Consider the following 25920-nt stretch of genomic DNA (forward strand, 5'->3'; position numbering starts at 1 on the left):
TACGGGCAGCAGCGAACTGTCGGCAAGCTGACTCTTTCAATGCTCTGCGGCGCGACAGTCGGCTGGCCGGAAACGGTTGACCTGCAAGGGTTCCGCCGTCCGGCCATGGTGGCGCACCAGACGCTCCCGCGGTCCCGCCCACGGGCCGCACCTTCCGATCATGAACGTTCTTCTCAACGTTCCCGCCCGTCGGTAGCGTGTCCCATTCCGGAAAAGGCAATGGAGGAAGTGGCGTGACCCTGCTGCGCGAACTGATCGACATCCCGGTGTCGGTGAGCGAAGGCGACTTCGTCGTCAAGGCCGCCGAAGGCGCGGATCTCGACCGGTACGTCGTCACCGACCAGTTGCGGGACAACTTCGCCGACGCGCTGCGGCGCATCGGGCACGCCGTCACCACCGGTCGCTCCCAGGCGATGTTCCTGCACGGCTCGTTCGGCTCCGGCAAGTCGCACTTCATGGCCGTACTCCGGGAGATCCTTGCCCACAACCCGGCCGCCCGCGAGATCCGCGGCCTGGCCCAGCCGATCCTGGCGGCCGACTCCTGGCTGCCCGGCCGGACTTTCCTCAGCCTGACGCTGCACATGCTCGACGCCCGCTCGGTCGAGCAGGCCGTCCTGGAGGGCTACCTGCGGCACGTCACCGCCGCGCACCCGGATGCGCCTGTCCCGGCCGTACACCGCTCGGACGCGCTGCTGGAGAACGCCGCCGGCCTGCGTCGGACGCTCGGCGACGACGCGTTCTTCGCCGAGCTGCGCGGCGGCAGCGCCGGGCCCGGCGCGGGCGGCACCGGCCTGGCCGCGCTGCGGGCCCGCGCCGAGGGCTGGACCCCGCAGCGGTACGCCGAAGCCGCCGCCCAGCCGCCCGGCACCAAGGACCGCGACGCGCTGGTCAGCGCGCTGACCGAGACCTTCTTCCGGGGCGCGGTGCACAGCGGCGAATACCTCGACCTGGACACCGGCCTCGCGGTCATCACCCGGCACGCCACGAGCCTCGGTTACGACGCCATCGTCCTGTTCCTGGACGAGCTGATCCTCTGGCTGTCCGGCCGGATCACCGACCACACCTTCGTCAACACCGAGGGCGCGAAGCTCAACAAGCTGATCGAGTCCGCCGACACCGCCCGCCCGCTGCCGCTTGTGTCGTTCGTGGCCCGGCAGCGAAACCTGGAGGAGTTCCTCGGCCCGCAGGTCGGCGGCACCGAACGGGAGGCCCTCGCACACGTGATGCGCAGCGTGCAGGGCCGACTCGGCGAGATTGTGCTGGCCGACACCAACCTGCCCGAGATCACCGAGAAGCGGCTGCTCAAACCCAACGACGACGCCGCCCGCCGGATCATCGACAACGCCTTCGCGGCCGTCAAACACAACCGCGACGTGTGGGACACGCTGCTGCTCGGCGCCCAGTACGGCGACGCCGGCATCGGCTCCGACGCCACCGCCTTCCGGCAGCTCTACCCGTTCTCTCCGGCCCTGGTGGCGACGCTGGTGGCGCTGTCCCAGGCGTTGCAGCGGGAACGCACCGCGCTGAAGGTGATGACCGAGCTGCTGGTGGCCCGCCGCGACGCCCTGCGAGTCAACGATCTGATCGGCGTGGCCGCCCTGTTCGACCCGCTGGTGCTGCACGGCGAACTGCCCGACCGGCCCAAGCTGCGCCAGCAGTTCGAGGCCGCCCGCACCCTCTACCTGCGCAAGCTGCGACCCATCCTGCTGGCCCTCAACGGCATCACGGACGAGCAGGCCGCCGGGCACACCCAGTTCCAGCTCGACGACAAGCTGGTCAAGACGATCCTGCTCGGCGCGCTGGTGCCCGACGTGCCGGCGCTGCACAACCTCACCGCCGCCAAGCTGCACGCGCTGAACTTCGGCTCCATCTCCGCGCCGATCCCCGGCTACGAGAACACCATGGTGCTGAACCGGCTCCGCAAGATCGAGCAGGACGCCGGCGAGCTGCACCTGACGGACGACCACGACCCCGTCGTCTCGCTCAAGCTGCACACCGTCGACTTCGACAAGCTGCTCGACCTGGTGCCGCACAACGAGACCTCGGCCGGCGTCCGGCAGCAGCTCCTCCGCGAGCTGATCATCGCCGAGATGGGCCTCGGGACGAGCGAGGGGTCGCACGGCGAACTGCTGCACACCCGCCCCTGGCGGGGCCGGGCGCATGTCGTGCAGGTCAAGTTCGGCAACGTCCGCGACCCCGACACCATGCCGGTCGCCGCGCTGATCGCGCCCGGCGAGTCATGGCGCATCGTCATCGACTACCCGTTCGACCCGCAGGACTACCCGCGCAGCGCCGACCGGGCCCGCATCGAGGAACTCGACCGCGGCTCCAACACCGTCTTCTGGCTGCCGCTGTATCTGACCGAGGACATGATGGGCCGGGTCGCCCAGCTCGCGAAAATCAACTATCTGCTCGGCGTCGGGGGAGCCGGCGAACGGCTCAACACGCTCGCCGCCGACTGGCCCAAGGCCGACCGCCAGCAGGGCCGCGTCTACCTGCAACAACGACAGAGCCAGTTGCGCGAAGGCATCGTGACGGCCCTCAAGCAGGCGTACGGCGCCGCCAATCCGCAACGGTCCGACGTCCACGAGGACACCGTCGGGGTGCTGCACACCCTCGCCGACGGGCTGCGCCTCGGCGACCCGCGCGGCGGCACGCTCGCCGACGCCTTTCGCAACCTCAGCGGCGACCTGCTCGACTGGTCCTACCCGGGCACCCCGGCGTTGCCGGTCGACGAGAAACCCGTCACCCGGGCCGAACTCAACAAGGTCTACGAGTACGCCCGGCAGGCCGCCGCCGACCCGACCCACGGCATCTCGGTGCCGCCGGCCGACCACAAGCTGCTCCGCCGGATCTGCAACAACCTGCAACTCGGCGAGCTGGTCGACCACCGCTACGTCCTGGACATCACCACCTCCTTCTGGAGCCGTCACCTGCTCCAGGAGTCCGCGAAGCAGGACTACCGGGACCACTGGCCGGTGCACGTGCTCCGGGACCTGCTGGACAAGCCGAAGGCGCGTGGCTTCGACCGCGACCTGCAGAACCTGATCATCGCCGTCTTCGCCCTGGAGCAGCAGCTCGGTTGGTACGACGGCGACGGCAAGGTGTCAGTGGCCGCCGTACAGGGCGTCGAGGACCGGTTCGCGTTGCGGCATCCGCCGCTGCCGGACGAGCGGACCTGGAAAGCCGCCGTGCAGTTCGGCCAGCCGTTCTTCGGCGAACCGCTGCCGCTGTTTCGCAATCCGGCGAACCTCGCCGCGCTCGCCGCCGCCGTACGGGGCGTTGCCCGCCAGTACGTGAACATCGCCGGGCAGCTCGTCACCGCACTGGTCAACCACGCCGAGCTGCTCGACATCGAACCCGATGCGCAGACCGGCCGGCTGGTCACCGCCCGGCGGGTCACCGAGCTACTGACCGCCGTGGCGCACGAGACCGACGACGTGGTGTTGGCGAAGGTGGTTGCGGATGGGCCGAACCGGCTCGGCAACCTCGACCCGCTGGCGGCGAGCACCGTCTACAAGCAGGCTCGCGACCTGGTGGGGGCGCTCGCCGGTACGCAGTGGTCGTTGCTCAAGGCGATTTCCGTACGGGCAGAAACCGACGAACGGGCCTCCGTGATCCTTGAACAGTTGCACGACGCTGCCCGCCGCGAGCACCACGCCAGCGACTTACGGACGGCCTTGGACGAGGCGGTGGCGGCCTCGGCCGCGCTGCTGGCCGAGCAGCACCCCAAGCCGGAGACGGTGATCGCCCGACCGGATCCGGAACCGGACCACCCGTCGCGGATCGACCAGCGGACGATCCCGGCCCAACGGCGGCCCGAATACCGGCCGACACATGGCGACGACTCCGTTTGCGGCCGGGCGTCCGATTCTGACGGCGACCTGTCGCTGCCGGCCGGCGACGCCGGTGCCGAGACGGTCGTCCGCGACCCCGCGGACCTCGACTCGCTCGTCGCCGCGGTCCGGTCCGAGCTGGACGCCGGGCGGCAGGTCTCCGTCACCTGGACGGTCGTGTCCCGGCAGGACCAGGCGTGACCGTGGCACACCCGGCGGTCCGACCGGCAGCGGTCCGACGCAAGGTCGAGTCCTGGCTGGCCGAACGGGACGACGCGCCGGCGATCGCGCTGCGCGCCCGCCCGGAGTGGACCGGTGACCCGGTGCTGACCGTCGCCGGCACGCCCGTGCGGGTGGTGCCCTGCCCGACCCCCATCGCCGCCAGGGCGGCGCTGGCCGACCGGGCCGAGCCGGAACGCCTGGTCCTGCTCACCCCGCTCACCGACGCGGACCTGGGAGACGGCCTGCTGGCCCATCTCAGCCGCCAGACCACCCGCAGCGTGGATCCGTGGGACCTGGTCCGGCAGGCGTTCGGCAACGAGGTGAAGCCCGACCAGGGACTGATCCGGGTCGGCCGGTGGGTGGCGGACGCGCTCACCGAGCTGGCGCCGATGGACGGCTGGCCGCCGCCCCAGGGCACCATCCTCACCCGCGAGTACGCGCTCCGACACCTCGCCGGTGAACTGCTCGGTCTCGCCCCGGACGTGCTGGACGGCGCCGGTCTGCTGCAGTGGAGCACCAATGCCCCGGCACAACTGCGGTTCGTCAACCTGCCCGCCGACTGGGCCGACGGGATCGCCGCCTTCCTCGACGAGGTGGCCGGACCGGCGGCGGTTCCCGTGCTGACCGCGGTCCGGGCGGGTCACGGCGTCGACGTCGTACCGCTGGGGTTGCTGGCGGGAGTGCTGTGGCCGCGCGGCGAAAGCGGCCGGCCGGACGTGGAGATCGCCGTCGCGCGGACCCGGCTGGAGCCGCGGTTCGGCGGGACCCGACTGACCGGCACGCAGGCCGCGGCCTTCCTTGACGCCGCCGAGGCGTGGCTCTACCGGGCGCTGGACGGCGACGAGGCGACGCGCCGGGAGGCGCGCCGGATGCTGCACCGGGCCGAGGAGATCGCCGCCGAGATCGACGTGTCCCGCCGGCTGGCCGCCTCGGTGCTGCTGCCCAGCGGCTTCGCCCAGCGGATGCGGGAGTTCGCCGCCGCCGTCCGGCTCGCGGTGCCCACCACGCCCGGCACCCCGCCGGCCGCCGGCCTGGTCGGCAAGGCGCAGAACCTGCTGGCCCGGGTCGAGGAGCACCGGGCCGCCGACCGGATCCGGGTGGAGACCGCACGGATGGCCGTACGGCTGCTCCGCTGGCTCGTCACGGCGGAGCCGGCGCCCCCGGCGACGCTGCTGGACGCGACCCTGCGTCAGGTCCGCGAGGACGCGTGGGTGGACCGGGCCCGTCTCGACATCGTCGCCGGCGATCCGGACGGGCAGGTCGCCCAGGCATACCAGGCGTTGCACCGGGCGGTCGAGGCCCGGCGGTCCCGGCACGACCACCAGTTCGCCGACCTGCTGCAGGACATGACCGCCGCCGAACGGGAACCCGGTGCGCTGCTGCGCGTCGAGGACGTCCTCGACCGGGTGGTCCAGCCGATCCTCGACGCCGGCCGCCGGGTGCTGCTGCTGATCCTGGACGGGATGAGCACCGCGGCCAGCGCCGAGATCGCCGAGTCGGTGGCCCGCGGCACGGGCTGGCTGGAGCTGACCCCCGGCGGCGGCCCCCGGACCGGGGTGCTCGCCGCCCTGCCGACCGTCACCGAGGTGAGCAGGTACAGCCTGCTCGCCGGCCGGATCGGAGTGGGTGACCGGAGCGCCGAGACGAAGGCGTTCACCGAACGCTTCCCGGACGGTCTGCTGCTGCACAAGGGCCGGCTGCGAGCCGTCGCGGGTGCCGCCGTCGACACCGAGGTCACCGACGCGTTGGACGACCCCACGGTCCCCGTGGTGGCGGCCGTCATCAACACCATCGACGACGCGCTCGACCGCAGCGACCCCGGTCTCATCGAATGGGGCACCGAAACCGTGGGCGCGTTGCGTTCCCTGCTCGCTGTCACCCACGACCGGGTGGTGGTGATCGTCTCCGACCACGGCCACGTCGTGGACCCGGGACCAGACAGCGTCGTGCGCCCGTCGAGCGGAAGCGACAACCGGTGGCGGCCGGCCACCGAACCGGTGGGGGAGGGCGAACTCGAGTTCGCCGGCAGCCGCGTCGCCTACGGCGGCCGGGTCGTGCTGCCCTGGCGGGAAAACCTGCGATATGGCCCCCGCAAGGCCGGCTACCACGGCGGCGCGTCGCCTGCCGAGGCGGTGATCCCGCTGCTGGTGTTCAGCGCGTACGACGACAACGCGGTGCCGGGGTGGGCCGGCGCGCCGGTCGCCAGCCCGCAGTGGTGGCGGGAGTCGCTTGCCGAACCGTCCGTCGCCGCCCAACCGGCCGACGCGACCGTGACCACCGGCGCCGGTGGCCGGCCGAACCGCCGGCAGCGGCCGCCTGCCCAGGACGAGAGCCTGTTCGAGCTGCCGGTGCCGGATACGCAGGCCACCTCGGCACCCCGGCCGGCGGCCCCGTCGCCCGCCGGGCCGGGGGACCGGGAGGCGGCGCTGGTCGCGGCGTTGCTGGCCAGCCCGGTGTACGCCGACCGGCGGGACGCCCGGGCGCCGCTGCCGGACGCCCGGGTCGCGGCCCTGGTCGGCGCCCTCGTCGCCGGCAACGGCAGGGCCACCCTCGACACCCTCGCCACCCGCGCCGACGTGCCGGCGTACCGGATCCGGGGCATCCTGACCGCGTTGCAGCGGCTGCTGCAGGTGGAGGGCTATCCGGTGCTGGTGCTGGACGCCGACGGTCACACCGCGAAACTCGACATCCCGCTGCTGGTGGAGCAGTTCGGCCTGGAGTCGTCATGACCGTCGAGATCTCCGCCCGCCGCCGCCGGGACATCATCGACGCGTTGCGCCGCGGCGTCGTGCCCACCAACGGTCTCGACGCCCTGGCGGTCGGGCTCGGCCGGTTCACCCGCGCCCTGGACGACGACCTCGACCGAGTGGCCGGCGGCGGCAGCGTCTTCAAGGCCGTCCGGGGCGAATACGGCGCCGGGAAAACCTTCTTCACCCGATGGCTGGGGGAGCGGGCCAAGCGGCGCGGATTCGCCGTCGCCGAGGTGCAGATCTCCGAGCTGGAAACCCCGCTGCACCGGATGGAAACCGTCTACCGGCGGCTGGTCGAGCAACTGGCCACCGAACAGTTCACCCCGAGCGCGTTGCGTCCCGTGCTGGACGCCTGGATCTACGCCCTCGAAGAGGACGTGCTCGCCGCCGGCACGGTCGCCGAGGACGACCCGCACGGCCTCGACTCGGCCGTCGGCGACCTGCTGGAACGACGACTGGCCGAGATCTCCCGCCGGACTCCGGGCTTCGCGGCGGCCCTACGCGGATACCGTACGGCGACGAGTCGAGGCGACCAGCCGACCGCGGACGGACTGGCGGCCTGGCTCGGCGGCCAACCGCACGTCGCGGCCACCGCCCGACGGGCCGCCGGCGTGAAGGGCGACCTCGACCACTTCGGTGCGCTCAGCTTCCTGCAAGGACTGCTGACCGTGCTGTCCGACAGCGGGCACCGCGGCCTGCTGCTGGTGCTCGACGAGGTGGAGACGTTGCAGCGGGTCCGGTCCGACGCCCGGGACAAGGCCCTCAACGCCCTGCGACAACTGGTCGACGACGTCTACGCCGGCCGGTTCCCCGGGCTGTTCCTGATGATCACGGGTACGCCGGCCTTCTTCGACGGGCAACAGGGCGTGCAACGGTTGGCGCCGCTCGCCCAGCGGCTCGCCACCGACTTCGGGTCTGATCCCCGCTGGGACAACCCGCGCGCCACTCAACTCCGGCTGCCCGGGTTCAGCCAGGAGGCGTTGGTGGAACTCGGCATGCGGGTGCGGGACATCTACGGAAGCGAACAGGTCGCCCGACGAGTCGACGACGCGTACCTCGGCGAACTGGCCCGGGCCGTGGCCGGCCGGCTCGGCGGACAGGTCGGGGTGGCCCCCCGGCTCTATCTCAAGAAGCTGGTGGCCGACGTGTTCGACCGGGTGGACCAGTTCGACGACTGGGACCCCCGTCGGCAGTACCAACCGACCCTGCGGGCCGACGAGCTGACCCAGGTCGAACGCAACGCGGCAGCTCGCTCGGCCGCTCCGGGCGGGACGGCTGCCGGCGGTGTGGCGGCTGCCGTGCCCGGTTCCGCCGACGAAATCGAGCTGCCGATGTGAACGAAGAGGCCACGCTCGATCCGGTGGTGCTGCACCACGTCGTCAACAGCCTCGGCTGGCCGGACCTGCGGCCGCTGCAACGCGACGCTATCGACCCCCTCCTCACCGGGGAGGACGCCCTGCTGCTGGCGCCCACGGCCGGCGGGAAGACCGAGGCCGCGGTCTTCCCCCTGCTGTCCCGGATGTCCCGCGACGGCTGGACCGGCACCTCCCTGCTTTACCTTTGCCCGCTCAAGGCCCTACTGAACAACCTGCACCCCCGGCTGGAGCGGTACGCCGGCTGGCTGGGCCGCACGGCGGCGCTCTGGCACGGAGACGTGACCGCCTCCACCCGCCAGGCGATCCTCTGGCAGCGCCCCGACATCCTGCTCACCACCCCGGAGTCACTGGAATCCATGCTGGTCAGCACCAAGGTGGATCACCGGCAGTTCTTCGCCGGACTGCGGGCGATCGTGGTGGACGAAATCCACGCCTTCGCCGGTGACGACCGGGGCTGGCATCTGCTCGCCGTTCTGGAACGGCTCACCCACGCGATCGGCCGCCCGGTGCAACGCGTCGGGCTGTCCGCGACCGTCGGCAATCCGGACCACCTGCTGCGGTGGCTACAGGGGTCGGGGGCTGGCAGCCGACCTGCGCGCGTGGTCGCTCCCGAATCGACCACCGCGCCCACGACGGGGGTGCAGTCGGTTGCCGTTGCGTCCCCGCCCGGTGACATCGAACTCGACTACGTCGGATCGCTGGCAAACGCGGCCACCGTCATCGCCGCCCTGCACGCCGGCGAGAAACGCCTGGTCTTCTGCGAATCCCGGCAAACGGTCGAGGAACTCGGTCAGCTCCTGCGGGAGAAGGGCGTGACGACGTTCCTGTCCCACGCCTCGCTCGCCCCCGCCGAACGGCGACGATCAGAGCAGGCGTTCGCCGAGGCCCGGGACTGCGTCATCGTCTCCACCAGCACGCTGGAACTCGGCATCGACGTCGGCGATCTCGACCGGGTCATCCAGATCGACACGCCACTGACCGTGGCGTCGTTCCTGCAACGACTCGGCCGCACCGGCCGCCGCGCCAGCAGCACCCGCAACTGCCTCTTCCTGTGCCGCACCGCCGACACGCTGGTCGCCGCCGCCGGCCTGCTGCACCGGTGGGGGAGCGGCTGGGTCGAACCCGTCCAGCCGCCGCCCGAGCCGCGACACATCGTGGCCCAGCAGATCATGGCGCTGTGCCTGCAGGAACGTGCAGTCGGCGACCGACTGTGGGAGCACTGGTGGAACGACCTGAGCCCCTTCGGGCGAGGCGCCGAACCGATCCTCCGGCACCTCACCGAACACGGCTACCTCGACCACGACGGTGGCCTGCTGTTCATCGGCAGCGAGGCAGAGCGGCAGTTCGGGCGACGACACTTCATGGAACTCACCGCCGTCTTCACCGGACCACCGGAGTTCACCACCCTGCACGGCCGGGCCGAACTGGGGCGAATCAGCCCCGACCTGCTGACCGAGAAGGTGCGGGGCCCCCGGCTCCTGCTGCTCGGCGGCCGCAGTTGGCGTGTCACCTACGTCGACTGGCGCCGACGTCGATGTTTCGTGGAGCCGGCCGACGCCGGCGGACGCGCCCGCTGGACCACCGGCGGCTGGTCGGGCTTCGGATTCGAACTTGTGCAGGCGATGCGGGAGGTGCTGCTCGGTGCCGACCCACCGGTCCGGCTTACCGGCCGGGCAAGCGAGCGGCTGCGGCAACGGCGTGAGGAGTGGATGTCGCTGATTCACCCCGGCGGCAGTGTCATCGTCCGCGACGCCAAAGGCGACCTCCGCTGGTGGACCTGGGCCGGGTTACGTGCCAACGCCACCCTCACCGCCACCCTGGGAGAGGTGGTGGACCCGGCGCAGCGATTCGACGACTTCGCCGTCCGGCTCCGCGCCGACCTGACCCCCGACGAATGGCGGACGCTCACCAGCGACGCAGCCCAACGACTCTGCCTCCCCGAGGTCAACGAACGCGCTGTCCGCGGCCTGAAATTCAGCGCTGCCCTGCCGGAACGACTGGCAGTGGCGACCATCGCGGCCCGGCTCGCCGACTTCGCCGGCAGTAGCACCGTTCTCGCAATGCCCACGCGATTCGTGACCATCAACACGTAGCACGACAGAGGTCGTGATCCGCCCTGATGGCCACGAACGACCCGCTTCCGCCTGCATAGCCTGGCCGTCTCAGCTTCGCCGCCGGCTCCCGGGATAACCATGTGTGGCCTCATCCGTCGCGGCACACCGCGTCGGCATGGCGGGCGAAGCTCTCCGGCGTGTGGAACGTGGCGATGTAGCGGCCTTCCTGGTGCCGCCACTGCTTGGTGAGGATCGCCCCGGAGTCGGCCCGGGCGCGTAGCTCACCGATCTCGAACGGGAAGCCGTGCGCCATCCCGTCGTCCTTGTTCCACGCGTCCAGGTTGTAGGTCCGATCATCGCCCAGTGCGGTCGGTGTCAGCGTGGAACGCCAGTCGTCGGACGGATCGAGGATCACAACCTCCTCGGCGGCGCGGGCGCGACGACCTGGAACCCGATCGAGCCGGACCACCTCATCGGTGGCCCCACCGTCGTCGCCGCTGAGGTGGAGGACGATGATCCTGGCTCCAGCCTTGCCGTCACACCAGTCGAACACCCCGACCAGTCGGCCCTGCGCGTCAAGCCGTACGCCGAGGACACCCTCAGTCGCGGGTTGGCACCCGGAAAGCCCGAACACCACCAAGGCGCAGATCACCACCCGGACCCCGGTACGTCGCATCCGGCCACCGTATTGAACGACGGTCACCGACCGGTCGCGGACCTGCGTCGAACCGGCCATGTCGCCGCCCGGGGTGGGTCCGCCTAACCGATGGTGGTTGCGTCCGGGTAGCCGGTGGTGGCGGAACGCGGGCGCCGCCGTCCGCTGGCGGCGTCACACCGTGGAACACCGGAATGTTGCGGCGAAGAAAGGCCGTACCCGTGCCAACGTTGTCCACCGGAATCGTTGAGTCTCCGCTGGTCAACGGCACAGGATGGTCCCGGTGCGGCGGTCGGAACCCCCCCCGGCTCGGCCGCCGCGCCACGACGCCGCACCGACCGATTGAGCCGCTCTGGTGCCGTACCGCAGGGGTGAGGCTGCGGTGCCAGGGCCGGGGTGGGCCGTCCCCAGCGGACGGCCCACCCCATCCACGACCGACAGGCGGGAGCCAGCGATGCGCCAGGACCGCTCCACCGCGTACACCTGGCTGCTGCCGTGGCAGGTGCGGGAGCGTCGCTTCAAGGCCGCCCGGTTCGGGCGTCGCGGCCTGGACCCCGAGGATGTCGCTGCGTTTCTCGACCGGGTCGCCGGTGACCTGGCCGCCGCCTACAACGCCCTGGCCGCTGCCCGGCAGGAGAACGCGCGCATCGTCGAGGTGGCGCGCAGCCGGGGTGCGCGGCCGGCGCGGCACCGGGCGGTCGAGCACGCGGGCCGCCGCGACGAGCGGGGTTGGCGATGACCCGGCGGTACGTGGTGCATCTGCCGTTCACCGCATCGGACCTGCCGGCCGCGGTGCGGTTCGCGCGGGTGCTGGCCCGTTGGGTGGCCCGGCTGTCGCAGGTGGAGCCGGGCGGCACGACGGTGTCCGAGGAGGACGCTCAACACGTACGACACTGGGTGTTCTGTGACGCCCGGCTGCCCGGTGGCCGGCGGTGCGTGCTGCGGCACGGCCACGACGGCGACTGCGCCCGCCGGCTGCGCCACTGAAGCGAGCAGCCCACCGATGTAAAGTTTTCTCGACATGCTGTCAAGGATGTCTTACTCTAGTCATGTCAAGAATCCTTTACATGGGGAGTCCGTCATGACGCACGAGGAGAAACGCTCCTGGATCATGCTGGTGGTCAGCGCCGTCGGCTACGCCGTCTACGCGGCCGTCGTGCTGAGCCGGGTCGACGGCGAGCCACTCGCCGCCACCCCCTACGTCGGCGTTCTGCTGTGGACGATCGGCGGCGCCATCGTGGCGAGCATTGTCGCCGAGATCGCCATGAGCGTCGTGAACCCCCGGGCGTCCCGGGTCAAGGACGTCCGCGACCGGGAGATCGGACGGCTCGGCGACCACATCGGCCAGGCGTTCGTCGTCATCGGCGCCGTGTCGGCGCTACTCATGGCACTGGCCGAGTGGGACTGGTTCTGGATCGCCAACGTCATCTACCTGTGCTTCGTCCTGTCGGCGGTGGTCGGCTCCCTGGCGAAGGTGATCGTCTACCGCAGGGGTGTCCCGCGGTGGTGAAGCCGACCCGCGTCACCAATAACATCCGCGCGCTGCGCTTCGCGCATGACGAAATGACCCAGGCCGACCTGGCCGAGCGGATCGGCGTGACCCGGCAGACCGTCATCGCCATCGAACAGGGCCGCTACTCGCCCTCGCTGGAGATGGCCTTCCGCATCGCCCGCGTGTTCGACGCACGGCTCGACGACGTGTTCCAGTACCCCGAGGAGGCAGCACCGTGAAGGCGATCGTCCACGACACCTACGGCCCGGCCAACCTGCTCCAGCTCCGCGACATCGACAAGCCGACCGTCGGCGACGACGACGTCCTGGTCCAGGTCCGCGCCGCCGCGGTCGACCCCGGAGTATGGATCTTCATGACCGGCCGCCCCTACCTGGCGCGACTGGCCAGCGGCTTGCGTAAGCCCCGGGTGCCGGTGCTCGGCCGGGACCTGGCCGGCGTGGTGACCACCGTCGGCACCCGGGTGACCCGGTTCCGGCCGGGCGACGAGGTCTACGGCACCTGCCTGCGCGGCTCGTACGCCGAATGCGCCAGCGCGCCGCAGCGGCGACTGGCCCACAAGCCGGCCAACCTGTCATTCGCACAGGCCGCCGCGGCCCCGGTCTCCGGGCTCACCGCGCTGCGGGCGGTCCGCGACCGCGGCCAGGTCCGCGCCGGGCACCGGGTCCTGGTCATCGGCGCGTCCGGCGGGGTCGGGTCCCACGCCGTGCAGATCGCCAAGGCGTACGGGGCGACGGTCACCGCCGTCTGCGCGCCGACCCGGACGGATTTCGTACGTTCCCTCGGCGCCGACGACGTCCTCGACTACACCAGGGAGGAGGTCGACCGCGACGGCCCGGTCTACGACGTGGTCATCGACACCGGCGGCGACCGGCCCTTCTCGTTGCTGCGCCGCGCCCTCACCCCACGCGGGACGCTGGCGCTGGTCGGCGGCGCGTACACCAAGGGCCCGGTGCTCAGCGGCTACGACCGGCAGATCGTCCGCGCGCCGCTGCTGTCCCTGTTCGTCGGCCAACGGCTGCGCAGCGTCAGCGCCGTGGAGCGGGCCGAGGACCTGGACGAACTGGGAAAGCTCATCGAGTCCAGCGCGCTCATCCCGGCGGTCGACCGCACCTACCCCCTCGCCGAGGCGGCCGACGCGATCCGGCACCTGAGGGACGGCCATCCCGCCGGAAAGATCGTCATCACGATCTGAAGCGGACCTCGGGAACGATCGCCACGACGGGAGATCAGTTCGTCCTGTTCAGCCGTTAACTGGTTCGCTCACGGTGATGACTGTGCGGTTCACCCGGACGTCGCACCAGTCGCCGTGTGCCGCCCGCAGTTCGTCGTCGAACCCGCCGGACCCCAGCGCCTTGGCGAGTGCGGCACACCGGTCGTACCGGTCACCCGGTCCGATCGAGGGGTGCTCGTCCAGCGGGTGACCCTCAGCGTCGGTCGCGACGCGGAACCACACGTCCGACACGTACGCGTCGAACGGGTCGTACTCCTCGCCGGCTCGAACCCGGTCCCAGGCGTCGGCCTGCGTCCACCCGAACTCGGCCACGCCCTTGTCGTCGAGGACCGCCCGGAACAGCGGCTCCAGCTCGGACAGCGGGCGGGGGCGGATGTATCGAATGTCGTCGTCCGCCTCCTCGCCGGTGACCGGCAGGCCGAGGAAGAACCGATCGTCGTCGCTCACGTCAGGGCCCTTTGTCACCGAGGAGATGGGACAGCGGCAGTTCGGTGCGCCGCGCGCCGGACATCCAAGTCTTGATCGGCATGCCTTCGAGATAGTCGGCGGGGCTGGGCAGCCAGCCGAGATCCTCCAGGATGTGCCGCTCGGCGACCAGCCGCACCGGCACCTGGACCGTGCCCTCGCCGCTGGCACGCGGGATCTCCAGCACCCGGCCGAAGACGCGCTGGCACAACCACACACCCTCGGTGTGGTGATACACCGACCGGTGCCGAACATCACCGATGATCTTCTTCGAGGAGTCGATGAACTCCTCGATGTCGATGTAATGATCCGGCGTCCCGCCCCACTTGCGGGCCGCGCTCTGCGCGTGGTTCCAGCTGTTCATCAGTCGTGCTCGTACGAATCGACGATGATCCCCGAGCGGCTGATCCGCACATGGACGTGGTCCCCGAACGCGTCGAGCAACACGTCGTCGAACGCACCTGAGGCAAACGCGTCGGCGAGGGCCTGGCATCGTGTCCACCGCTGGATCGTTTCGGAATCCCGCTCGACCGGCACGAACTCGGCCGCCGAACGATCGTACCGCTTCCCGGACAGCGTCGGATGGATGCGGAGCGCCAGAAACTCGTCCTCGGTCTCGCCGTCTTCGTCTTCGACTTCGCCGTCGGCGAGCGTCGGGTCGGCGGTCGTGCGAAACCAGGGCTCGTCCACCTCGAATACGCACCGATCGCCGTCGTTGAAGTAGGGGGTGTACTGCTGCCAGCCGAACGAGACGATGCCGTCATCGTCCAGGATCGCCCGCAGCAGCGGCTCCAGATCGGACAACGGACGCTGAACGGGGCGCACCTCCCCGGGCGGCACGTCGCCCTCCACCGGCACACCGAGGAACGAACGACGGGTCGTACCGGGAGCGGCCATGGACGGTTCGGGTCGGTGATCCGGCGAATCCACGTCGGCGATCATAGGGTCGGCCGCCCCACGCTCGCCGCCCCGCCAACGCCACCCGCGCGCACGTCCGCGTCGCCAGTGGCGTTCGCGTCGGCGTACCCGGCGACCGCCGCGCTGAGCGCCGCCAGCAGGTACGCCGGAAGCGGCGCCCAGGCCAGTACACTCACCTCCACGTCGACCGACGCCAGCGACGTGATGGTCACGATCGCGTACAGATGGAACGCGGCGGCGCCGATCAGCAGCAGCGCGACCGCCACCGGATAGAACCGGCGAAGCCCCGCCCGGAGATGGCCCACGGCCAGGACCACGGCCAGCCCGAGAACCAGCACCGCGACCGCGGCCGTCGTGGCGGCGAAGAGCTGGTAGTTCGTGACGCGTTGCGGCTCCCAGTAGTCCTCGATCTCGGCGAGGAACCCGTACGCCGCGAACCCGGTAAGTGCGGCGGCGAGCACGGCGGGAACAACCGCGACAAACCGTCCCCACCGGGACCGCACCGCGACCCCCGGGGCCAGGAGCACCGCGAGGAACGCCGGCAGGATGGCGACCTCCGTGAACAGCTGCGTCACCGGATACTCGCGCAGCCCGTACGCCAGATTGCCGATGTCGACACCGAAGATCACGTCGCCGTTGGGGCGGGTGAGCCAGGGGGTCAGGAAGGCGGCGAAGGCCGCCACGGCCATGACGATGAGGCAGACGCGGGCGGCTCGGCGTAATCCGATCAGGCTCACGGCGCATGACCTTAGCGACCAGCGCCGCCTTTCGTGGTCCTGGCCGGCCTCACGGGGTCCCGGAGCCCGCCGCCCACATCTCCCGGGTCATCTCGTACTCGACCTCACCCTGCTCGGCATCGGGCAGCGGATCATCCCATCGCGGAAAATAGGTCCTCACGTACCGCATACCGACCGCCTCCATCACGCCGCGGGACCCGACGTTCACGGTCATCGTCTGGGCGATCACCCGGGCCTGCCCGACGGAGTCGAACGCGTGCCGCAGCAGCGCCCGCGACGCCTCACTGGCCAGCCCCCGCCGCCAGTACGGGCGGGCCAGGCGGTAACCCAGCTCCGCGACGGTCGGGTCGTCGGGCTGGTCGGGGCCGTGCGCCGGCGGCAGCATCATGAGACCGAGGAACTCGCCGTCGTCCTCGCCCTCCGGCGCCGTCGAACCACGCGCGCCGCCGTCACGGCCGAACGCCATCCAGTAGCCGAGGCCGTCCACCTTGCGGCCCAGGGCCATCCGCTGCGCGTGCGACGCCATCACCTCGTCCCGGGACCGCGCCCGGCCGAAGACGTACCGGAGCACCTCCGCGTCGGAGTCGAGCCGGATCTCCAGGTCGACATGCCGGTCGGCCAGGGGGACCAGCAGCAGCCGGTCGGTACGCAAGATCGGTTGAGGCATCCCGCCACGATCGCATGCCGGCACGCGAACCCGCGATCGGGTTCGCCCGGGACACCCGTGCCCCGTCGACGGGGCCGGCGCGTGGTCTTGGCGTACCGCCACCCGTTCCACGTCCCGATTCACCGGCGTGCCCGTTTCCGCCGGGGTCGACATTCGTCATGGTGGTGCACAATGACCGAATGACCTCCCCGCCGGAACGGGATCTATCCAAGTGGGTGGTGCCGATAACTGTGGCCGCGATAGCGGCCGTGGCGACACTTGTGGCAGCGGTGCTGCCGCTCCTCATGGACGATTCCGAGAAGAGACCTCCGGGCCCGGGCGCGACGGGGGCGGCCGGCTCGCCGGAAGCGTCATCGGCTGGAGCAGCATCACCCACGCGACCGGCACCCCGAGACGACCCGTCCAATCCTGCCTCCAGCGCCCCTGTCTGGGCCGACTCCTCCTACATCCTCAACGTCGTCGCAGCGAGGGGCCACGATCTCGATGGAGAGTTGGGAGCCGACGGTGGCGGCGACTCCATCGAGGACATCAGCCTGACGAAAGAAGCCATCGAAGCATCGGGAGGAACACGGCTCGCGGTGCTGGACCGTACCCAGGTCCATTCGAAGGATATCTGTCGTGAATTGATCGAGCAGAGTGGCGGCACCGCCGTGCGTGCCTCAGAGGTGACGACCGGATCGAGCGTCTGTTATCGGACAAGTGGCCAACGGCTGGGTGTCCTCACACTCAGCAGAGTGCGCACCGTGGAGGAAAGAGGCGCGCCGGCATTCAGGGACGTCAGCTTCGACTACCTGACCTGGGCGAGCTGAACGCCCGGCGGCCGTGCCGGGCAGCGGCCGACGTCCGCCAGCGGCGTTATGGCACGGACCGCGACTCCAGCGCCTGCGACAACAGTCCCCGGAATCGTCCGGACCGCAGGTACGCGGCCATCGCCGCACGCACCACCTCACGTTCGTGCGTGACAGCGGCCAATACGATGCGGGAGTGACCGAGTCGGATCCGCGCCGTGTCCAGAAGCCGTGGTTGCCGCCCCGATGGTTCATTCGGCTGTTCTGGGCGGCTCATCGGGGGGTGTTCCGGCGGCCGGCTCGGACTGTCGCGTCCGCGCGGTAACCGGTACGGGATGCTGCGCCTGACCACCGTCGGGCGTCGCACCGGTCAGCAGCGCAGCGTGATCCTCGGGTACTTCGAGGACGGCGCCAATCTGGTCTCGCTGGCCATGAACGGGTGGGGGAGCCCGAGCCGGCCTGGTGGCTCAATCTGCAGGCGCACCCGGACGCGACCCGTCGACCTGGTCGACGGGCCGCGGCAGGTGCGTGGTCATGCCGCGACGGGCGACGAACGGTCGCGGCTGTGGGCCCGCTGGCGTGCGATCGACAAGAACCTGGATGGCTACGCCGCACGGCGGTCATCCGAAACCGCGGTGGTGGTCCTGGCGCCCCGGCCCGGCGCGTCCGAGGCGTTGCGGGCACGACTGGGAGGCTAGAGCGGTCGGCGGTCGGCAACCCAGTCGGCGAAGCAGGCGCGTACCTCGTCCCGGGTGACGGCCGTCGTCACGCCCCAGCGGGGCCGGGCCGCGTTAAGCTTGCCGGTCATCGAGGCGACCATGTCGTATTCCGGGTACGGGTACGGCCCGCCGGCGACGAAGAGCTGCGAGTATCGAACCGTGTCCACGATCGCTGACTTGATCCGCTCGTGGCCGAGGTACGCGTCGAGATCCGGCTCCCAGCCGGCCATATGCGCGGCCGGCATGCCCGCCCGCCAGCGGTCGAGCAGATCCGCCTCCTCGGCCGGCAGGTAGGCCATCTTGTGCAGGTGGACGGCCAGGTCATAGACCGGGTCGCCCCACAGGGCCAACTCCCAGTCGAGGAAGACACTGCGCCCGTCGTCCACGATGATGTTCTTACGGTGCACGTCGGCGTGCACGCACACGAACGGCCGGTCGGTCAGGGTGGGCCAGACGTCTGCCAGCCCGGCGAGGGGTCGATCCGGGATGCCGAACCGGTCGAACAACGGCCGGTAGTCGTCCACGAACGTGTCATAGATCCACTGGGTGAGCCGGGTGAGCCGCCGCCCAAAGCCCGCGCTGTCGCCGTCCGCCGGCCAGTCGCCCGGGATCGACGGCAGCTTGTCCCGCGGTACGTCGACGAGTTGCCGGAACAACCGGGCCACGTCACCGGGCACGTGCGGCGGGCAGGCGGTGCCGCGCGGCGCGATGTCGTTGAGCACCGCACCGCAAATGAACTGGTGGATCTGGAACGCAGGCTCCTCGCTGAGGAACAGCAACCGGGGTGCCTGGCTCACGTACGGCGCGATGGCCGGCAGCACCTCCTCCTCACGCCAGAGACGCAGATCCATCACGTCGGCGCCGTGGATCGGGATGCGGACGATCACCGGACCGTCCGCAACCTCGACCCGGATGTTGTGGTTGTAGTAGCCGGCCGCGGCGTCCAGCCGCGACCGGGCCTGCTCGTAGATCGCCAACCACGTCATGCCCGTTCCTCCAGGAGCGTCGTCACCAGCCGACCGCCACGTTCCTCTAACGCCGGCAGCGGGTCCAGGGCGTCGATCCGGGTCCGCGCCTCTTGGGCCGCTTCGCTGACGTACCGGTCCTCGGCTCCGAGCACGTCGAGGAACTGCTCGGCAAGGACGATCAGCATCGGGTAGACCTCTGCCGCGATGAACTCCGACACCGCCCACCGGGCGGCGCCCACAGCGGCGTCACGGCGCCCCTGCCGGGCGTACAGGAAGGCACGGAACAGCTCCGCGCGGGCTCGCCCTGACCGGTAGCCGGCGGCCTCCAATGCGGTCGCCGCGGCCTGGAACGAGCCGGCAGACTCCTCGTAGCGACCCAGCCGGAGCTGCGCGATGGCGAGCGCTGTGAAGGTCTTGCCAAGCTCGTGCTGGGCGCCCATCGTACGCTGCGTCTCGACGGCCTCCGCCGCGGCGTCGACGGCCTCGACCGGAGCCGTCCAGGCCAGCAACTCGGCTCGGTTGGTCTTGAGGTTGGCCAGCCCCACGACGGTGTCCGCCTGCTCGTACAGTTCGCGGGCCCGGTGCCACTCGCGCCAGGAGGCATCGAAGTCCAGGACGAAGCGGTGCGCCAGATGCAGCAGCCGGACGACGTCGCCGCGCAGCAACGCGTCCTCGGGCGGGCAGCCGTCGAGGATCTCCCCGGACATGGCGAAGGCACCGCGCATCCGGCCCTGCCACATCTCGATGTCGGCGAGGCAGAAACCGGCGCGGTGGCGCACGGGACCCGTGTGCGTCTCCCACACCTTCGCGTACAACACCCGGGCGGCCTCCGTCGCTCCGGCGATGCGTCGCCCGTGCGCGGCGGCAATCGCCAGTCGGGCACCCGCCACGTCCGCCATCGACCAGTCCGTCACCGGAGTCAGGGCCATGGCTGTCGGCGCGTCCCCGAGCACGATCGCCGCCTCGGCCTCCATGCATCGGGCCGTGGCCACGAGGTCGGGATCGTCCGCCGAATCGTCCAGGAACTCCTGGAGGTCGCGCCGGACACCGTCGACCGCCTGCTTGCCGCCGCAGTTCAACGCGCGGTCCGCGTACCCGAGGATGCCCTCGCCGTCGACGACGCCGGCGTGCAGCGCGCAGTACGCCGCCTCCCGGATGGCCCGGGCCCTGGTCGCCACCCCGTCCTCGGTGCGTTGTGCCTGCCCGGACCGGTTCTCCCAGATGCGGCGCAGGATCCGGTGGACGTCACGGGTGGTGGCCGGAGAGACGCGGGTGGCCAGCGCCGCGCGCATGAGCTGGTGCAGACGGTGTGCGGACAATCCAGCCGGATAGACGAACGAGTACGCCGTGAGCGACTCCCAAGCCGGCCGGTGTGGAGGCAGGTCGAACGCGTCGGCGAGCGCCTGGAAGATCTCGAAGTCGAAGATCCGCGGCACGCTCAGCAGTTCCAGTGTGCGGATCTCCTGGCCGCTGACATGCTGCACGAAGCGTTGCACGATCTCCTCGGGGGACACCGCGCTACCCGGATCACCCGTGGCGGTCCGAGTGTCGATGGCCAGATGGAGATAGAACGGCAGGCCGGTGCTGGCCTGGGCGATAGCCGTCTGCTCCACCTGATCGGTGATCCCGCTCTCGGTCAGCAACTCCAGCCGCGCCTCCATCGGCAGACCGCTCACCTGACAGGGCCGGATCACCTCCACCCAACCCTGGTCGTACGCCTGCCAACCCAGCGGCTCGCGACTCGCGATCACCACGAGGCCACGGTCGAGTTGGGCCACCAGGTCCCGGAGCCAGGCGTCGACCATCGAGGATCGACCGGCCCGGATCGACGCCGACACCAACGCCTCGTAGGCGTCGATGAAGACAACGTATGGGTGGTCGCTGCTCGCCTCCCGCAGATCCTGGGCGAACAGATAGGTGATGGCGTCAGCGAGATCCACGTTGGACAGCTCGTCCAGGGACTGCAGTGTGTCGTCAACCCTGACCCGCCGCCAACGCCGGACGCCGGTCGTTGCTCTGTCAGCGAGCTTGACCAGGCCGACCGCGGTGCCGAACACCGGAAGACCCGAAGCGTCCCCGAGGATCGACGACAGGGCGTCGCTCTCCTCGATGAACGGCAGTTCTCTCGGGGAGAGCCGCAGGTGCGGATGCAGGCGCTGCCAGAATACGGCGTAGCCGATGTCGAACCGGTCGAACCGCACACCCTGCCGGCCCAGTTCCACCCGCAACACCGCCAGTGCGTCCTCCTGCTGCCGCATGGCCGGCACCTGCAGGTCCAGGGTCGCGGTACGGTGCGTGCCGACCACCCTGTCCCGTAGTTCGCGAATCAACCGGGACTTGCCGATGCCACCCACACCGACGATGTTGAGCACTCGCACGCCCTCGCCAGATCGGGCAAGCTCCTCGTCGTACGCCGCGAGGATCGACTCCCGGTTGACGAAGCGCCTGCGCAGTGCGGCGACCCGCCGAAACCTCGGCTCGAGCGGCATGCCCCGATCCCTTCCCCAACGCGATCGCGCGCCGTGACTCTATCTGTTCGCGGCAACACGGATTATCCCGAACAGACAGCGGGCCAGGTGCCCGCTCAGTCGTCACAGCCGATGCCATCACCGTCGCGGTCCAGTTTGTAGATGTCACTGCCGATGACCCGAACGGGGCCCTTGACGTACGCCGGGCCTTTGCTGCTGCCGCCGGCACAGTCGACGTCGCTGGCGACGGGGACGCAGGGACTGTAGTTCGGGTCGCACGGCGAGCTGGGCGCTCCGGTACGCTCGCGGATTCGCTTGGCCAGCACCACGGTGGGCGACGTGGTGGCGGATCGCGGTAAAGTGCCTTCCGAACTGGTGGTGAGACCGTTGGGGGCCAACTGCCCAATTCGGAAGGCACTTGCTCGCAACCGCACGGTGTCACCGCTTCGCGAACACCCGGATTGGCTCATCGGGTCTCGCGGGTCCCGTCAACCAGGTAGGGGTAACTACTGCCGCACACTACGAGCGAATACAGACCTGACCGGGCCCCGCGCCACGCACCGAAGTAGTAGACGCCCCAGGTGCTCGCGGGTGTCTGGGAGCAGTATGCGACCGACCGGTAGTAACCTGTGCCGCCGCTGCAGTAGACAGACACCGCTCCCGGAGGGCCCCACAATTTGGTGGTGCTGCAACCTGTCGGGGCCGCGGCGGCAGGAGCGGCCGCAAAGGCGACGAATGACGCTGCCAGCGTAGCTGATGCCGCCGCCAATCCCAGTGTTCGCTTTAATTGCCGAGTGGCCAATGTTCTCATTCCTCCCCGTGAATTGAACTTTGTGGTGACACCGTTTCCGGTGGAAACTTCTTATCACGCCGCAGGCTGACTGACAATCATCAGTTGCATCGGCGTCCGAATATTGGACGCTTTGATGTCTCCCGATTTGATCCACACTGCGACGGCACCCCGACCAGGTGCCGGGTCGATGACCTCGCCAGCGACGACCTCCCGTCGGACGCCGCCAGCTGGTGCCGCCTCCACGGTGCCGTCGGCGGGGTCGGCACCAGAGACCTTGTGGAACTCCACGCACGAGGTGTGGTCGACGAACGGCCGCTCGGGATCACCTCCGCCTGCGGGGCCGTAGTGTCCGCTGGGCCGCCCACCGTCGCTCCTCGTCGGACTCCCGGTAGACGACGAGCCGGATGCCGACCGTGCTGGGTCTGCCGCCGCGGTCGCGCGCGGTCAGATGCCGGAACCGCTGGCAGGTGACGCCCTGCGGCGGGCTCCAGTACGAGCCGCCGGCGAGCCGGAAGGCACCCTCGAACCGCAGATCGGACACGAACCGGTCGTGCGGCAACTCGCGGACGATCTCGTGTACGCCGCCGCAGCAGTCGTACACATCGGTGGTCGTGCGGCCGGAGAGGAACGTACCGACCGGGCTGAGCCGGCTCGTGACGTCGAACTTGAGGTTGGCGCGCTCCGGCGTCGGTGGTTCGTGGCCCCACGGGTACGGCTGGTCCAGGCACCCGGACAGGACGAGCCACTCCGCCACGGTGGGGATGTCCCAACGCCAGATCTCGCCGTCCACGTACCGGGGCACCGAGTTGACGACCTGGGTGAGTTCCCGCCACAGGCCACCGAACGCGGTGCCGTCGGTGCGGTCCTGGGTCAGCACGAACGGCTTGGCCCGGTCCGGACTCGGCGGTCGGTGCAGGATCGCGTCGACATCGCCCACCGTCAGCGGATACTTCATCGCCCGGAATTCGTACGCGCGTCCGGCGGGAAGGAGACGGCCGGGCCGGCGCCCCGGGTCGGCGGGGAACCGAACGACCTCGTCCTGGAACCGCAGGGTGCCCGGTGCGTGGCCGCCCAACGCGTGGTCGGCCTCGGCGATCAGGACCCGCACCTTGCCCAGCATGGCGGGACTCCCACCCACGTTTCGCAGGTGCCGGTCGTGTTTCTCCAGCGCCTCCAGGATGAGCCGTATCGACGGCGGGTCGTCCGCGGCGATGCCGAGCAGAAAGGCGATGGTGCGGTAGAGACGGTTGTGGTCGTTCGCCGTCACCGCCTCCGTCACCGCCTCACTCGCGATGGTCTCGAACAGGCCGGAATCCACGGCGGACGTGAGGTACGTGTCGAACATCCACTGCCACACCTCGGACAGGTGCGGCTCGAACGGCCGTTCCTTGTGCAGGATCAGGTCGGTGTGGCTGAGCAGCCAGCGCCGGAGGCCGGGCGACTCGGCGTGGAGGACCGAGTCGACGAGCATGACGATCCAGAACTGGCGTACCGAGTCGACGCGGAACGTCCGGGACCGGAAGTCGGCCTCCACCTCGACCCTGATTCCCGGCAGCGACCGGGTGAGGTACTCGTCCAGGGCGGCGAGACCGGGGGTGACCTGCGCGGCGGGCCGCCCACGAAGCAACCCTTCGGACACCCCGTCGAGTTCCAGCAGGGGAAGCCACGCACGGGTCGGGATCCGGAGGTGTGCGCCGATCGTCGGCGGTGCCGCCTCGGGCCGGCCCGATCGGATGACGGCCGCGTGCAGGGCGTGGAACGTCCGCACCGCACCATCGAGCGCGATCACCACCTCTTTCAGCGTCTCCCACTGCGGCGGCTTGTCGCACCGCAGCACGTCGCCCACCGTGGTGTAACTGATCCGGCCCGGGGTGCGTTGGGCGATGGCCCGCAACGACGTCCGCCCGCCGCGATAATTGACGCGCAAATCCTCCAGACATTGCCGCAGTTCTCCCAGCGCGGCGGTTCCGTCGGACGGCGGATCAGGCGGGGGGAGAGACATACGAACAGGATTGCAGGACCGTCCCAGCGGCGGTAGGGAACGGGTTGTCAGACAATGGTGTCAACCGTCAGACCTTGGTGACAGATGTTTCGGCCCGCGATGCCTGACAGCCAGCATGGCCACATGCGATCTCTGATCATCGGCTTTCTCCCGCTGAGCCTGACCGTCATCGGGCTCGTCACCGTGCATCTGTGGTCGGCTGACGCCGGGCGCCGCAGACGGGCGATGAACCTGTTGAGGCTGCTGCTTCGCCGGTGAGCGGTCACGGGTTCCGGGTGGGCGGGTCACCCCGCCCACCCGTCCGCGCCGTGCGCCCGGGAGTGAGTCGAACACCCGCCTGCGACTCCGAGGGCCGCCGCTCTATCCACTGAGCTACGGGCGCGCACGAACCGTCCGGTTCTCCGCCGATGGTACCGGCCCGGCAGCCCGAGATGGTATGGCGAGTGTCGATGCGACGGCCCGGCCGTCGAGACATTTGATCCTCACGTATCGTCAGCCTCTACCGTTCGTCGCCATGGACGTCATCGCGCCCGAGATCACCCGGGACATCTATCCGATGCCCACGTTCGTGACGCTTGTCGTCGCGGACGTGACCCGCACCGTCGACTGGTACGTCGACGGCCTGGGCTTTATCAACCTGTTCACCCTGCCCGGACCCGGGGGACAACCGGCGGTGGTGCATCTGCGGCGCTGGCGATACCAGGACATCCTGGTCCGCCCCGGCATCCCGCCGGGTCAGGATGGCACTCCGCCGGGTCAGGGCTGGTCGGTCAGCGTGATGGCGGTCGCCGAGGAACTCGACGCGCTGGCCGCGCGGGCCCGTGCCCACGGTGGCGGCACGGTGGAGGGGCCGTACGACACGCCGTGGAACACCCGGGATCTGAAGACGACCGATCCGGACGGCTATCCCCTCGTCTTCACCGCCCGCCGTCCCGAGGGGGAGCGCGACGAGCGGTTCAACCAGATGATTATCGAGGAGGCCCGGGAGCAGGGTCTCGGCTAGGGAGAGGGCGGCCCCTTGCCGGCGCGGCAAGCCGCCGACAAGGGGGCCGTCCTCGCTCCCATGCTCGCTACCCGCCGGCCCGGATCTCCTCCAGCCGGTCGGCGAGTTCCTTCGGCCGGCTCAGCGCCACCGGATGCCCGCCACCCATCTCGTCCGGCTCGATACCCAGCCGCTCGCGGACCAGCCGGCGGGCGAAGTCGGCCGGGAAGAACCGGTCGTCGGCGCAGATCAGCGCCCGGGTCGGCACGTCGGGCCACGCCGCCAACGGCCACGGGTCGGCGAACGGCCGACCGGACTGGTCCCGACTGTGCTCCGCGACCTCCGCCACCAGAGCCGGCGGCAGCTCGTGGAAGAAGATCACCGACGGGTCCTGGTCCTGCTCGGCCGTCCAGCCCTGCCGCTGCGCCTGCGCCCGGCGGGCCTGCGCGTGTCCGGTCGCCGCCCACCACTCACCCGCCGACTCGCCCGGTTTCGGCACCATGGGGGTGAGCAGCACCAGCAGGTCGACCGGCAGCCGGTCACACACCAGCGGGGCGGTGAAGGCGCCCAGCGACTGGCCGACCACGACGAGGTCGCGGGCCCGGCCGATGGTCCGGAACGCGACGTCCGCGTACTCGGCGAGACCGGCCGAATCGTCGTCGCACGGCAGGTCGACGGCGATGACCTCGTGGCCCCGGCTCACCAGTTCCGCGGTGAGCAGATGCCAGTACCAGGGGCCGCTGCCGGCCGGGGGGACAAGCGCATAGGTTGCCATG

26 protein-coding genes and 1 tRNA gene are annotated in these 25920 nt (G+C 70.4%); 14 read left to right on the top strand and 13 right to left on the bottom strand.

The genetic code is table 11. From position 1 onward, the window contains the following. Positions 1 to 233: 233 nt before the first annotated feature. From ACFQUZ_RS21720 to ACFQUZ_RS21735, 4 genes are read left to right on the top strand one after another with little or no spacing between them, the layout of a single operon-like run. Entirely contained in the window at positions 234 to 4037 is a 3804-nt protein-coding gene (locus ACFQUZ_RS21720) for a phage resistance protein (RefSeq protein WP_377445197.1), read from the top strand. After that, positions 4034 to 6787: a BREX-2 system phosphatase PglZ gene (gene pglZ, locus ACFQUZ_RS21725; protein WP_377445200.1), complete on the top strand. Its 2754-nt coding sequence runs from the start codon at positions 4034 to 4036 to the stop codon at positions 6785 to 6787. Before ACFQUZ_RS21720 ends, pglZ begins: the two co-directional genes overlap by 4 nt. Continuing rightward, positions 6784 to 8145 (top strand): BREX system ATP-binding protein BrxD, encoded by a 1362-nt coding sequence (brxD, locus tag ACFQUZ_RS21730; protein ID WP_377445203.1) that lies wholly within the window; start codon positions 6784 to 6786, stop codon positions 8143 to 8145. Before pglZ ends, brxD begins: the two co-directional genes overlap by 4 nt. Further along, a complete protein-coding gene (locus ACFQUZ_RS21735) occupies positions 8142 to 10277 on the top strand; it encodes a DEAD/DEAH box helicase (protein WP_377445205.1) in 2136 nt (711 codons plus the stop codon). The genes brxD and ACFQUZ_RS21735 overlap by 4 nt, the downstream gene beginning before the upstream one ends. A 109-nt stretch (positions 10278 to 10386) precedes the next feature. Here the strand turns inward: ACFQUZ_RS21735 and ACFQUZ_RS21740 are convergent, their stop codons facing one another. Continuing rightward, positions 10387 to 10914 (bottom strand): hypothetical protein, encoded by a 528-nt coding sequence (locus tag ACFQUZ_RS21740; protein WP_377445208.1) that lies wholly within the window; start codon positions 10912 to 10914, stop codon positions 10387 to 10389. A gap of 433 nt (positions 10915 to 11347) precedes the next feature. On the opposite strand from ACFQUZ_RS21740, the gene ACFQUZ_RS21745 reads away from it, so the two are divergent. From ACFQUZ_RS21745 to ACFQUZ_RS21765, 5 genes are all read left to right on the top strand, one after another. Then, positions 11348 to 11632: a DivIVA domain-containing protein gene (locus ACFQUZ_RS21745; RefSeq protein ID WP_377445211.1), complete on the top strand. Its 285-nt coding sequence runs from the start codon at positions 11348 to 11350 to the stop codon at positions 11630 to 11632. Continuing rightward, positions 11629 to 11880, top strand: a complete 252-nt coding sequence (locus tag ACFQUZ_RS21750; RefSeq protein WP_377445213.1) for a hypothetical protein — start codon at positions 11629 to 11631, stop codon at positions 11878 to 11880. Before ACFQUZ_RS21745 ends, ACFQUZ_RS21750 begins: the two co-directional genes overlap by 4 nt. A 94-nt stretch (positions 11881 to 11974) precedes the next feature. Further along, positions 11975 to 12403: a hypothetical protein gene (locus tag ACFQUZ_RS21755; protein ID WP_377445216.1), complete on the top strand. Its 429-nt coding sequence runs from the start codon at positions 11975 to 11977 to the stop codon at positions 12401 to 12403. 23 nt (positions 12404 to 12426) lie between these two features. After that, the gene (locus ACFQUZ_RS21760; RefSeq protein WP_377445340.1) at positions 12427 to 12624 is read left to right on the top strand and encodes a helix-turn-helix transcriptional regulator; all 198 of its coding nucleotides are present in this window, start codon (positions 12427 to 12429) and stop codon (positions 12622 to 12624) included. Continuing rightward, entirely contained in the window at positions 12621 to 13598 is a 978-nt protein-coding gene (locus tag ACFQUZ_RS21765; protein ID WP_377445218.1) for an NAD(P)-dependent alcohol dehydrogenase, read from the top strand. The genes ACFQUZ_RS21760 and ACFQUZ_RS21765 overlap by 4 nt, the downstream gene beginning before the upstream one ends. A gap of 48 nt (positions 13599 to 13646) precedes the next feature. Here ACFQUZ_RS21765 and ACFQUZ_RS21770 read toward each other — a convergent pair whose 3' ends face one another. From ACFQUZ_RS21770 to ACFQUZ_RS21790, 5 genes are all read right to left on the bottom strand, one after another. Further along, positions 13647 to 14084, bottom strand: coding sequence for a hypothetical protein (locus tag ACFQUZ_RS21770; protein WP_377445221.1), 438 nt, complete (start codon positions 14082 to 14084; stop codon positions 13647 to 13649). A 1-nt stretch (position 14085) separates the two neighbouring features. Continuing rightward, on the bottom strand, positions 14086 to 14466 hold the full coding sequence (locus tag ACFQUZ_RS21775; RefSeq protein WP_377445224.1) for a DUF6915 family protein: 381 nt from the start codon (positions 14464 to 14466) through the stop codon (positions 14086 to 14088). Then, positions 14466 to 14954 carry a hypothetical protein gene (locus tag ACFQUZ_RS21780; protein ID WP_377445227.1) on the bottom strand — a complete coding sequence of 163 codons (489 nt, stop codon included), beginning with the start codon at positions 14952 to 14954 and terminating at the stop codon, positions 14466 to 14468. Before ACFQUZ_RS21780 ends, ACFQUZ_RS21775 begins: the two co-directional genes overlap by 1 nt. A gap of 86 nt (positions 14955 to 15040) precedes the next feature. Further along, positions 15041 to 15757 (bottom strand): hypothetical protein, encoded by a 717-nt coding sequence (locus ACFQUZ_RS21785; protein ID WP_377445230.1) that lies wholly within the window; start codon positions 15755 to 15757, stop codon positions 15041 to 15043. A 49-nt stretch (positions 15758 to 15806) separates the two neighbouring features. Then, positions 15807 to 16424, bottom strand: coding sequence for a GNAT family N-acetyltransferase (locus tag ACFQUZ_RS21790; RefSeq protein ID WP_377445233.1), 618 nt, complete (start codon positions 16422 to 16424; stop codon positions 15807 to 15809). A 179-nt stretch (positions 16425 to 16603) separates the two neighbouring features. On the opposite strand from ACFQUZ_RS21790, the gene ACFQUZ_RS21795 reads away from it, so the two are divergent. Both ACFQUZ_RS21795 and ACFQUZ_RS21800 read left to right on the top strand, forming a co-directional pair. Then, positions 16604 to 17233: a hypothetical protein gene (locus ACFQUZ_RS21795; RefSeq protein WP_377445236.1), complete on the top strand. Its 630-nt coding sequence runs from the start codon at positions 16604 to 16606 to the stop codon at positions 17231 to 17233. Positions 17234 to 17547: 314 nt separating this feature from the next. Continuing rightward, entirely contained in the window at positions 17548 to 17910 is a 363-nt protein-coding gene (locus ACFQUZ_RS21800; RefSeq protein WP_377445238.1) for a nitroreductase/quinone reductase family protein, read from the top strand. On the opposite strand, the gene ACFQUZ_RS21805 is transcribed toward ACFQUZ_RS21800, so the two are convergent. From ACFQUZ_RS21805 to ACFQUZ_RS21815, 3 genes are all read right to left on the bottom strand, one after another. After that, entirely contained in the window at positions 17907 to 18917 is a 1011-nt protein-coding gene (locus tag ACFQUZ_RS21805; protein WP_377445241.1) for a phosphotransferase family protein, read from the bottom strand. The genes ACFQUZ_RS21800 and ACFQUZ_RS21805 overlap by 4 nt on opposite strands. Further along, entirely contained in the window at positions 18914 to 21388 is a 2475-nt protein-coding gene (locus ACFQUZ_RS21810) for a hypothetical protein (RefSeq protein WP_377445244.1), read from the bottom strand. The genes ACFQUZ_RS21805 and ACFQUZ_RS21810 overlap by 4 nt, the downstream gene beginning before the upstream one ends. Positions 21389 to 21483: 95 nt before the next feature. Further along, a complete protein-coding gene (locus tag ACFQUZ_RS21815; RefSeq protein ID WP_377445247.1) occupies positions 21484 to 21696 on the bottom strand; it encodes a hypothetical protein in 213 nt (70 codons plus the stop codon). A 354-nt stretch (positions 21697 to 22050) separates the two neighbouring features. On the opposite strand from ACFQUZ_RS21815, the gene ACFQUZ_RS21820 reads away from it, so the two are divergent. Further along, positions 22051 to 22248 carry a hypothetical protein gene (locus ACFQUZ_RS21820; protein WP_377445250.1) on the top strand — a complete coding sequence of 66 codons (198 nt, stop codon included), beginning with the start codon at positions 22051 to 22053 and terminating at the stop codon, positions 22246 to 22248. Here the strand turns inward: ACFQUZ_RS21820 and ACFQUZ_RS21825 are convergent. After that, the gene (locus tag ACFQUZ_RS21825; RefSeq protein WP_377445253.1) at positions 22233 to 22448 is read right to left on the bottom strand and encodes a hypothetical protein; all 216 of its coding nucleotides are present in this window, start codon (positions 22446 to 22448) and stop codon (positions 22233 to 22235) included. The genes ACFQUZ_RS21820 and ACFQUZ_RS21825 overlap by 16 nt on opposite strands. Positions 22449 to 22482: 34 nt before the next feature. Then, positions 22483 to 24162: a hypothetical protein gene (locus ACFQUZ_RS21830; RefSeq protein ID WP_377445255.1), complete on the bottom strand. Its 1680-nt coding sequence runs from the start codon at positions 24160 to 24162 to the stop codon at positions 22483 to 22485. A gap of 123 nt (positions 24163 to 24285) precedes the next feature. Between ACFQUZ_RS21830 and ACFQUZ_RS21835 the strand changes: the two genes are divergently transcribed. Next, on the top strand, positions 24286 to 24420 hold the full coding sequence (locus ACFQUZ_RS21835) for a hypothetical protein (RefSeq protein WP_377445258.1): 135 nt from the start codon (positions 24286 to 24288) through the stop codon (positions 24418 to 24420). A gap of 51 nt (positions 24421 to 24471) precedes the next feature. On the opposite strand, the gene ACFQUZ_RS21840 is transcribed toward ACFQUZ_RS21835, so the two are convergent. Then, positions 24472 to 24544, bottom strand: a tRNA-Arg gene (locus ACFQUZ_RS21840). A 132-nt stretch (positions 24545 to 24676) separates the two neighbouring features. Here ACFQUZ_RS21840 and ACFQUZ_RS21845 point away from each other — a divergent pair. Beyond that, positions 24677 to 25165, top strand: a complete 489-nt coding sequence (locus ACFQUZ_RS21845; protein ID WP_377445260.1) for a VOC family protein — start codon at positions 24677 to 24679, stop codon at positions 25163 to 25165. Between the two features lie 67 nt (positions 25166 to 25232). On the opposite strand, the gene ACFQUZ_RS21850 is transcribed toward ACFQUZ_RS21845, so the two are convergent. Next, the gene (locus tag ACFQUZ_RS21850; protein WP_377445263.1) at positions 25233 to 25919 is read right to left on the bottom strand and encodes an alpha/beta hydrolase; all 687 of its coding nucleotides are present in this window, start codon (positions 25917 to 25919) and stop codon (positions 25233 to 25235) included. Between the last annotated feature and the right edge of the window lies 1 nt (position 25920).

The sequence above is a fragment of the Plantactinospora sp. GCM10030261 genome (genome assembly GCF_042666615.1).
In the GTDB taxonomy this organism is placed as follows: domain Bacteria; phylum Actinomycetota; class Actinomycetes; order Mycobacteriales; family Micromonosporaceae; genus KBS50.

Bases quoted from the DNA above. Each gene is read 5' to 3' on its own strand.
- ACFQUZ_RS21835 (WP_377445258.1), top strand. From the start codon at position 24,286: ATGCGATCTCTGATCATCGGCTTTCTCCCGCTGAGCCTGACCGTCATC.
- ACFQUZ_RS21750 (WP_377445213.1), top strand. From the start codon at position 11,629: ATGACCCGGCGGTACGTGGTGCATCTGCCGTTCACCGCATCGGACCTG.
- ACFQUZ_RS21775 (WP_377445224.1), bottom strand. From the start codon at position 14,466: ATGAACAGCTGGAACCACGCGCAGAGCGCGGCCCGCAAGTGGGGCGGG.
- ACFQUZ_RS21830 (WP_377445255.1), bottom strand. From the start codon at position 24,162: ATGTCTCTCCCCCCGCCTGATCCGCCGTCCGACGGAACCGCCGCGCTG.
- ACFQUZ_RS21745 (WP_377445211.1), top strand. From the start codon at position 11,348: ATGCGCCAGGACCGCTCCACCGCGTACACCTGGCTGCTGCCGTGGCAG.
- ACFQUZ_RS21795 (WP_377445236.1), top strand. From the start codon at position 16,604: ATGACCTCCCCGCCGGAACGGGATCTATCCAAGTGGGTGGTGCCGATA.
- ACFQUZ_RS21740 (WP_377445208.1), bottom strand. From the start codon at position 10,914: ATGCGACGTACCGGGGTCCGGGTGGTGATCTGCGCCTTGGTGGTGTTC.
- ACFQUZ_RS21845 (WP_377445260.1), top strand. From the start codon at position 24,677: ATGGACGTCATCGCGCCCGAGATCACCCGGGACATCTATCCGATGCCC.
- ACFQUZ_RS21805 (WP_377445241.1), bottom strand. From the start codon at position 18,917: ATGACGTGGTTGGCGATCTACGAGCAGGCCCGGTCGCGGCTGGACGCC.
- ACFQUZ_RS21755 (WP_377445216.1), top strand. From the start codon at position 11,975: ATGACGCACGAGGAGAAACGCTCCTGGATCATGCTGGTGGTCAGCGCC.
- ACFQUZ_RS21790 (WP_377445233.1), bottom strand. From the start codon at position 16,424: ATGCCTCAACCGATCTTGCGTACCGACCGGCTGCTGCTGGTCCCCCTG.
- ACFQUZ_RS21800 (WP_377445238.1), top strand. From the start codon at position 17,548: ATGCTGCGCCTGACCACCGTCGGGCGTCGCACCGGTCAGCAGCGCAGC.
- ACFQUZ_RS21850 (WP_377445263.1), bottom strand. From the start codon at position 25,919: ATGGCAACCTATGCGCTTGTCCCCCCGGCCGGCAGCGGCCCCTGGTAC.
- brxD (WP_377445203.1), top strand. From the start codon at position 6,784: ATGACCGTCGAGATCTCCGCCCGCCGCCGCCGGGACATCATCGACGCG.
- ACFQUZ_RS21810 (WP_377445244.1), bottom strand. From the start codon at position 21,388: ATGCCGCTCGAGCCGAGGTTTCGGCGGGTCGCCGCACTGCGCAGGCGC.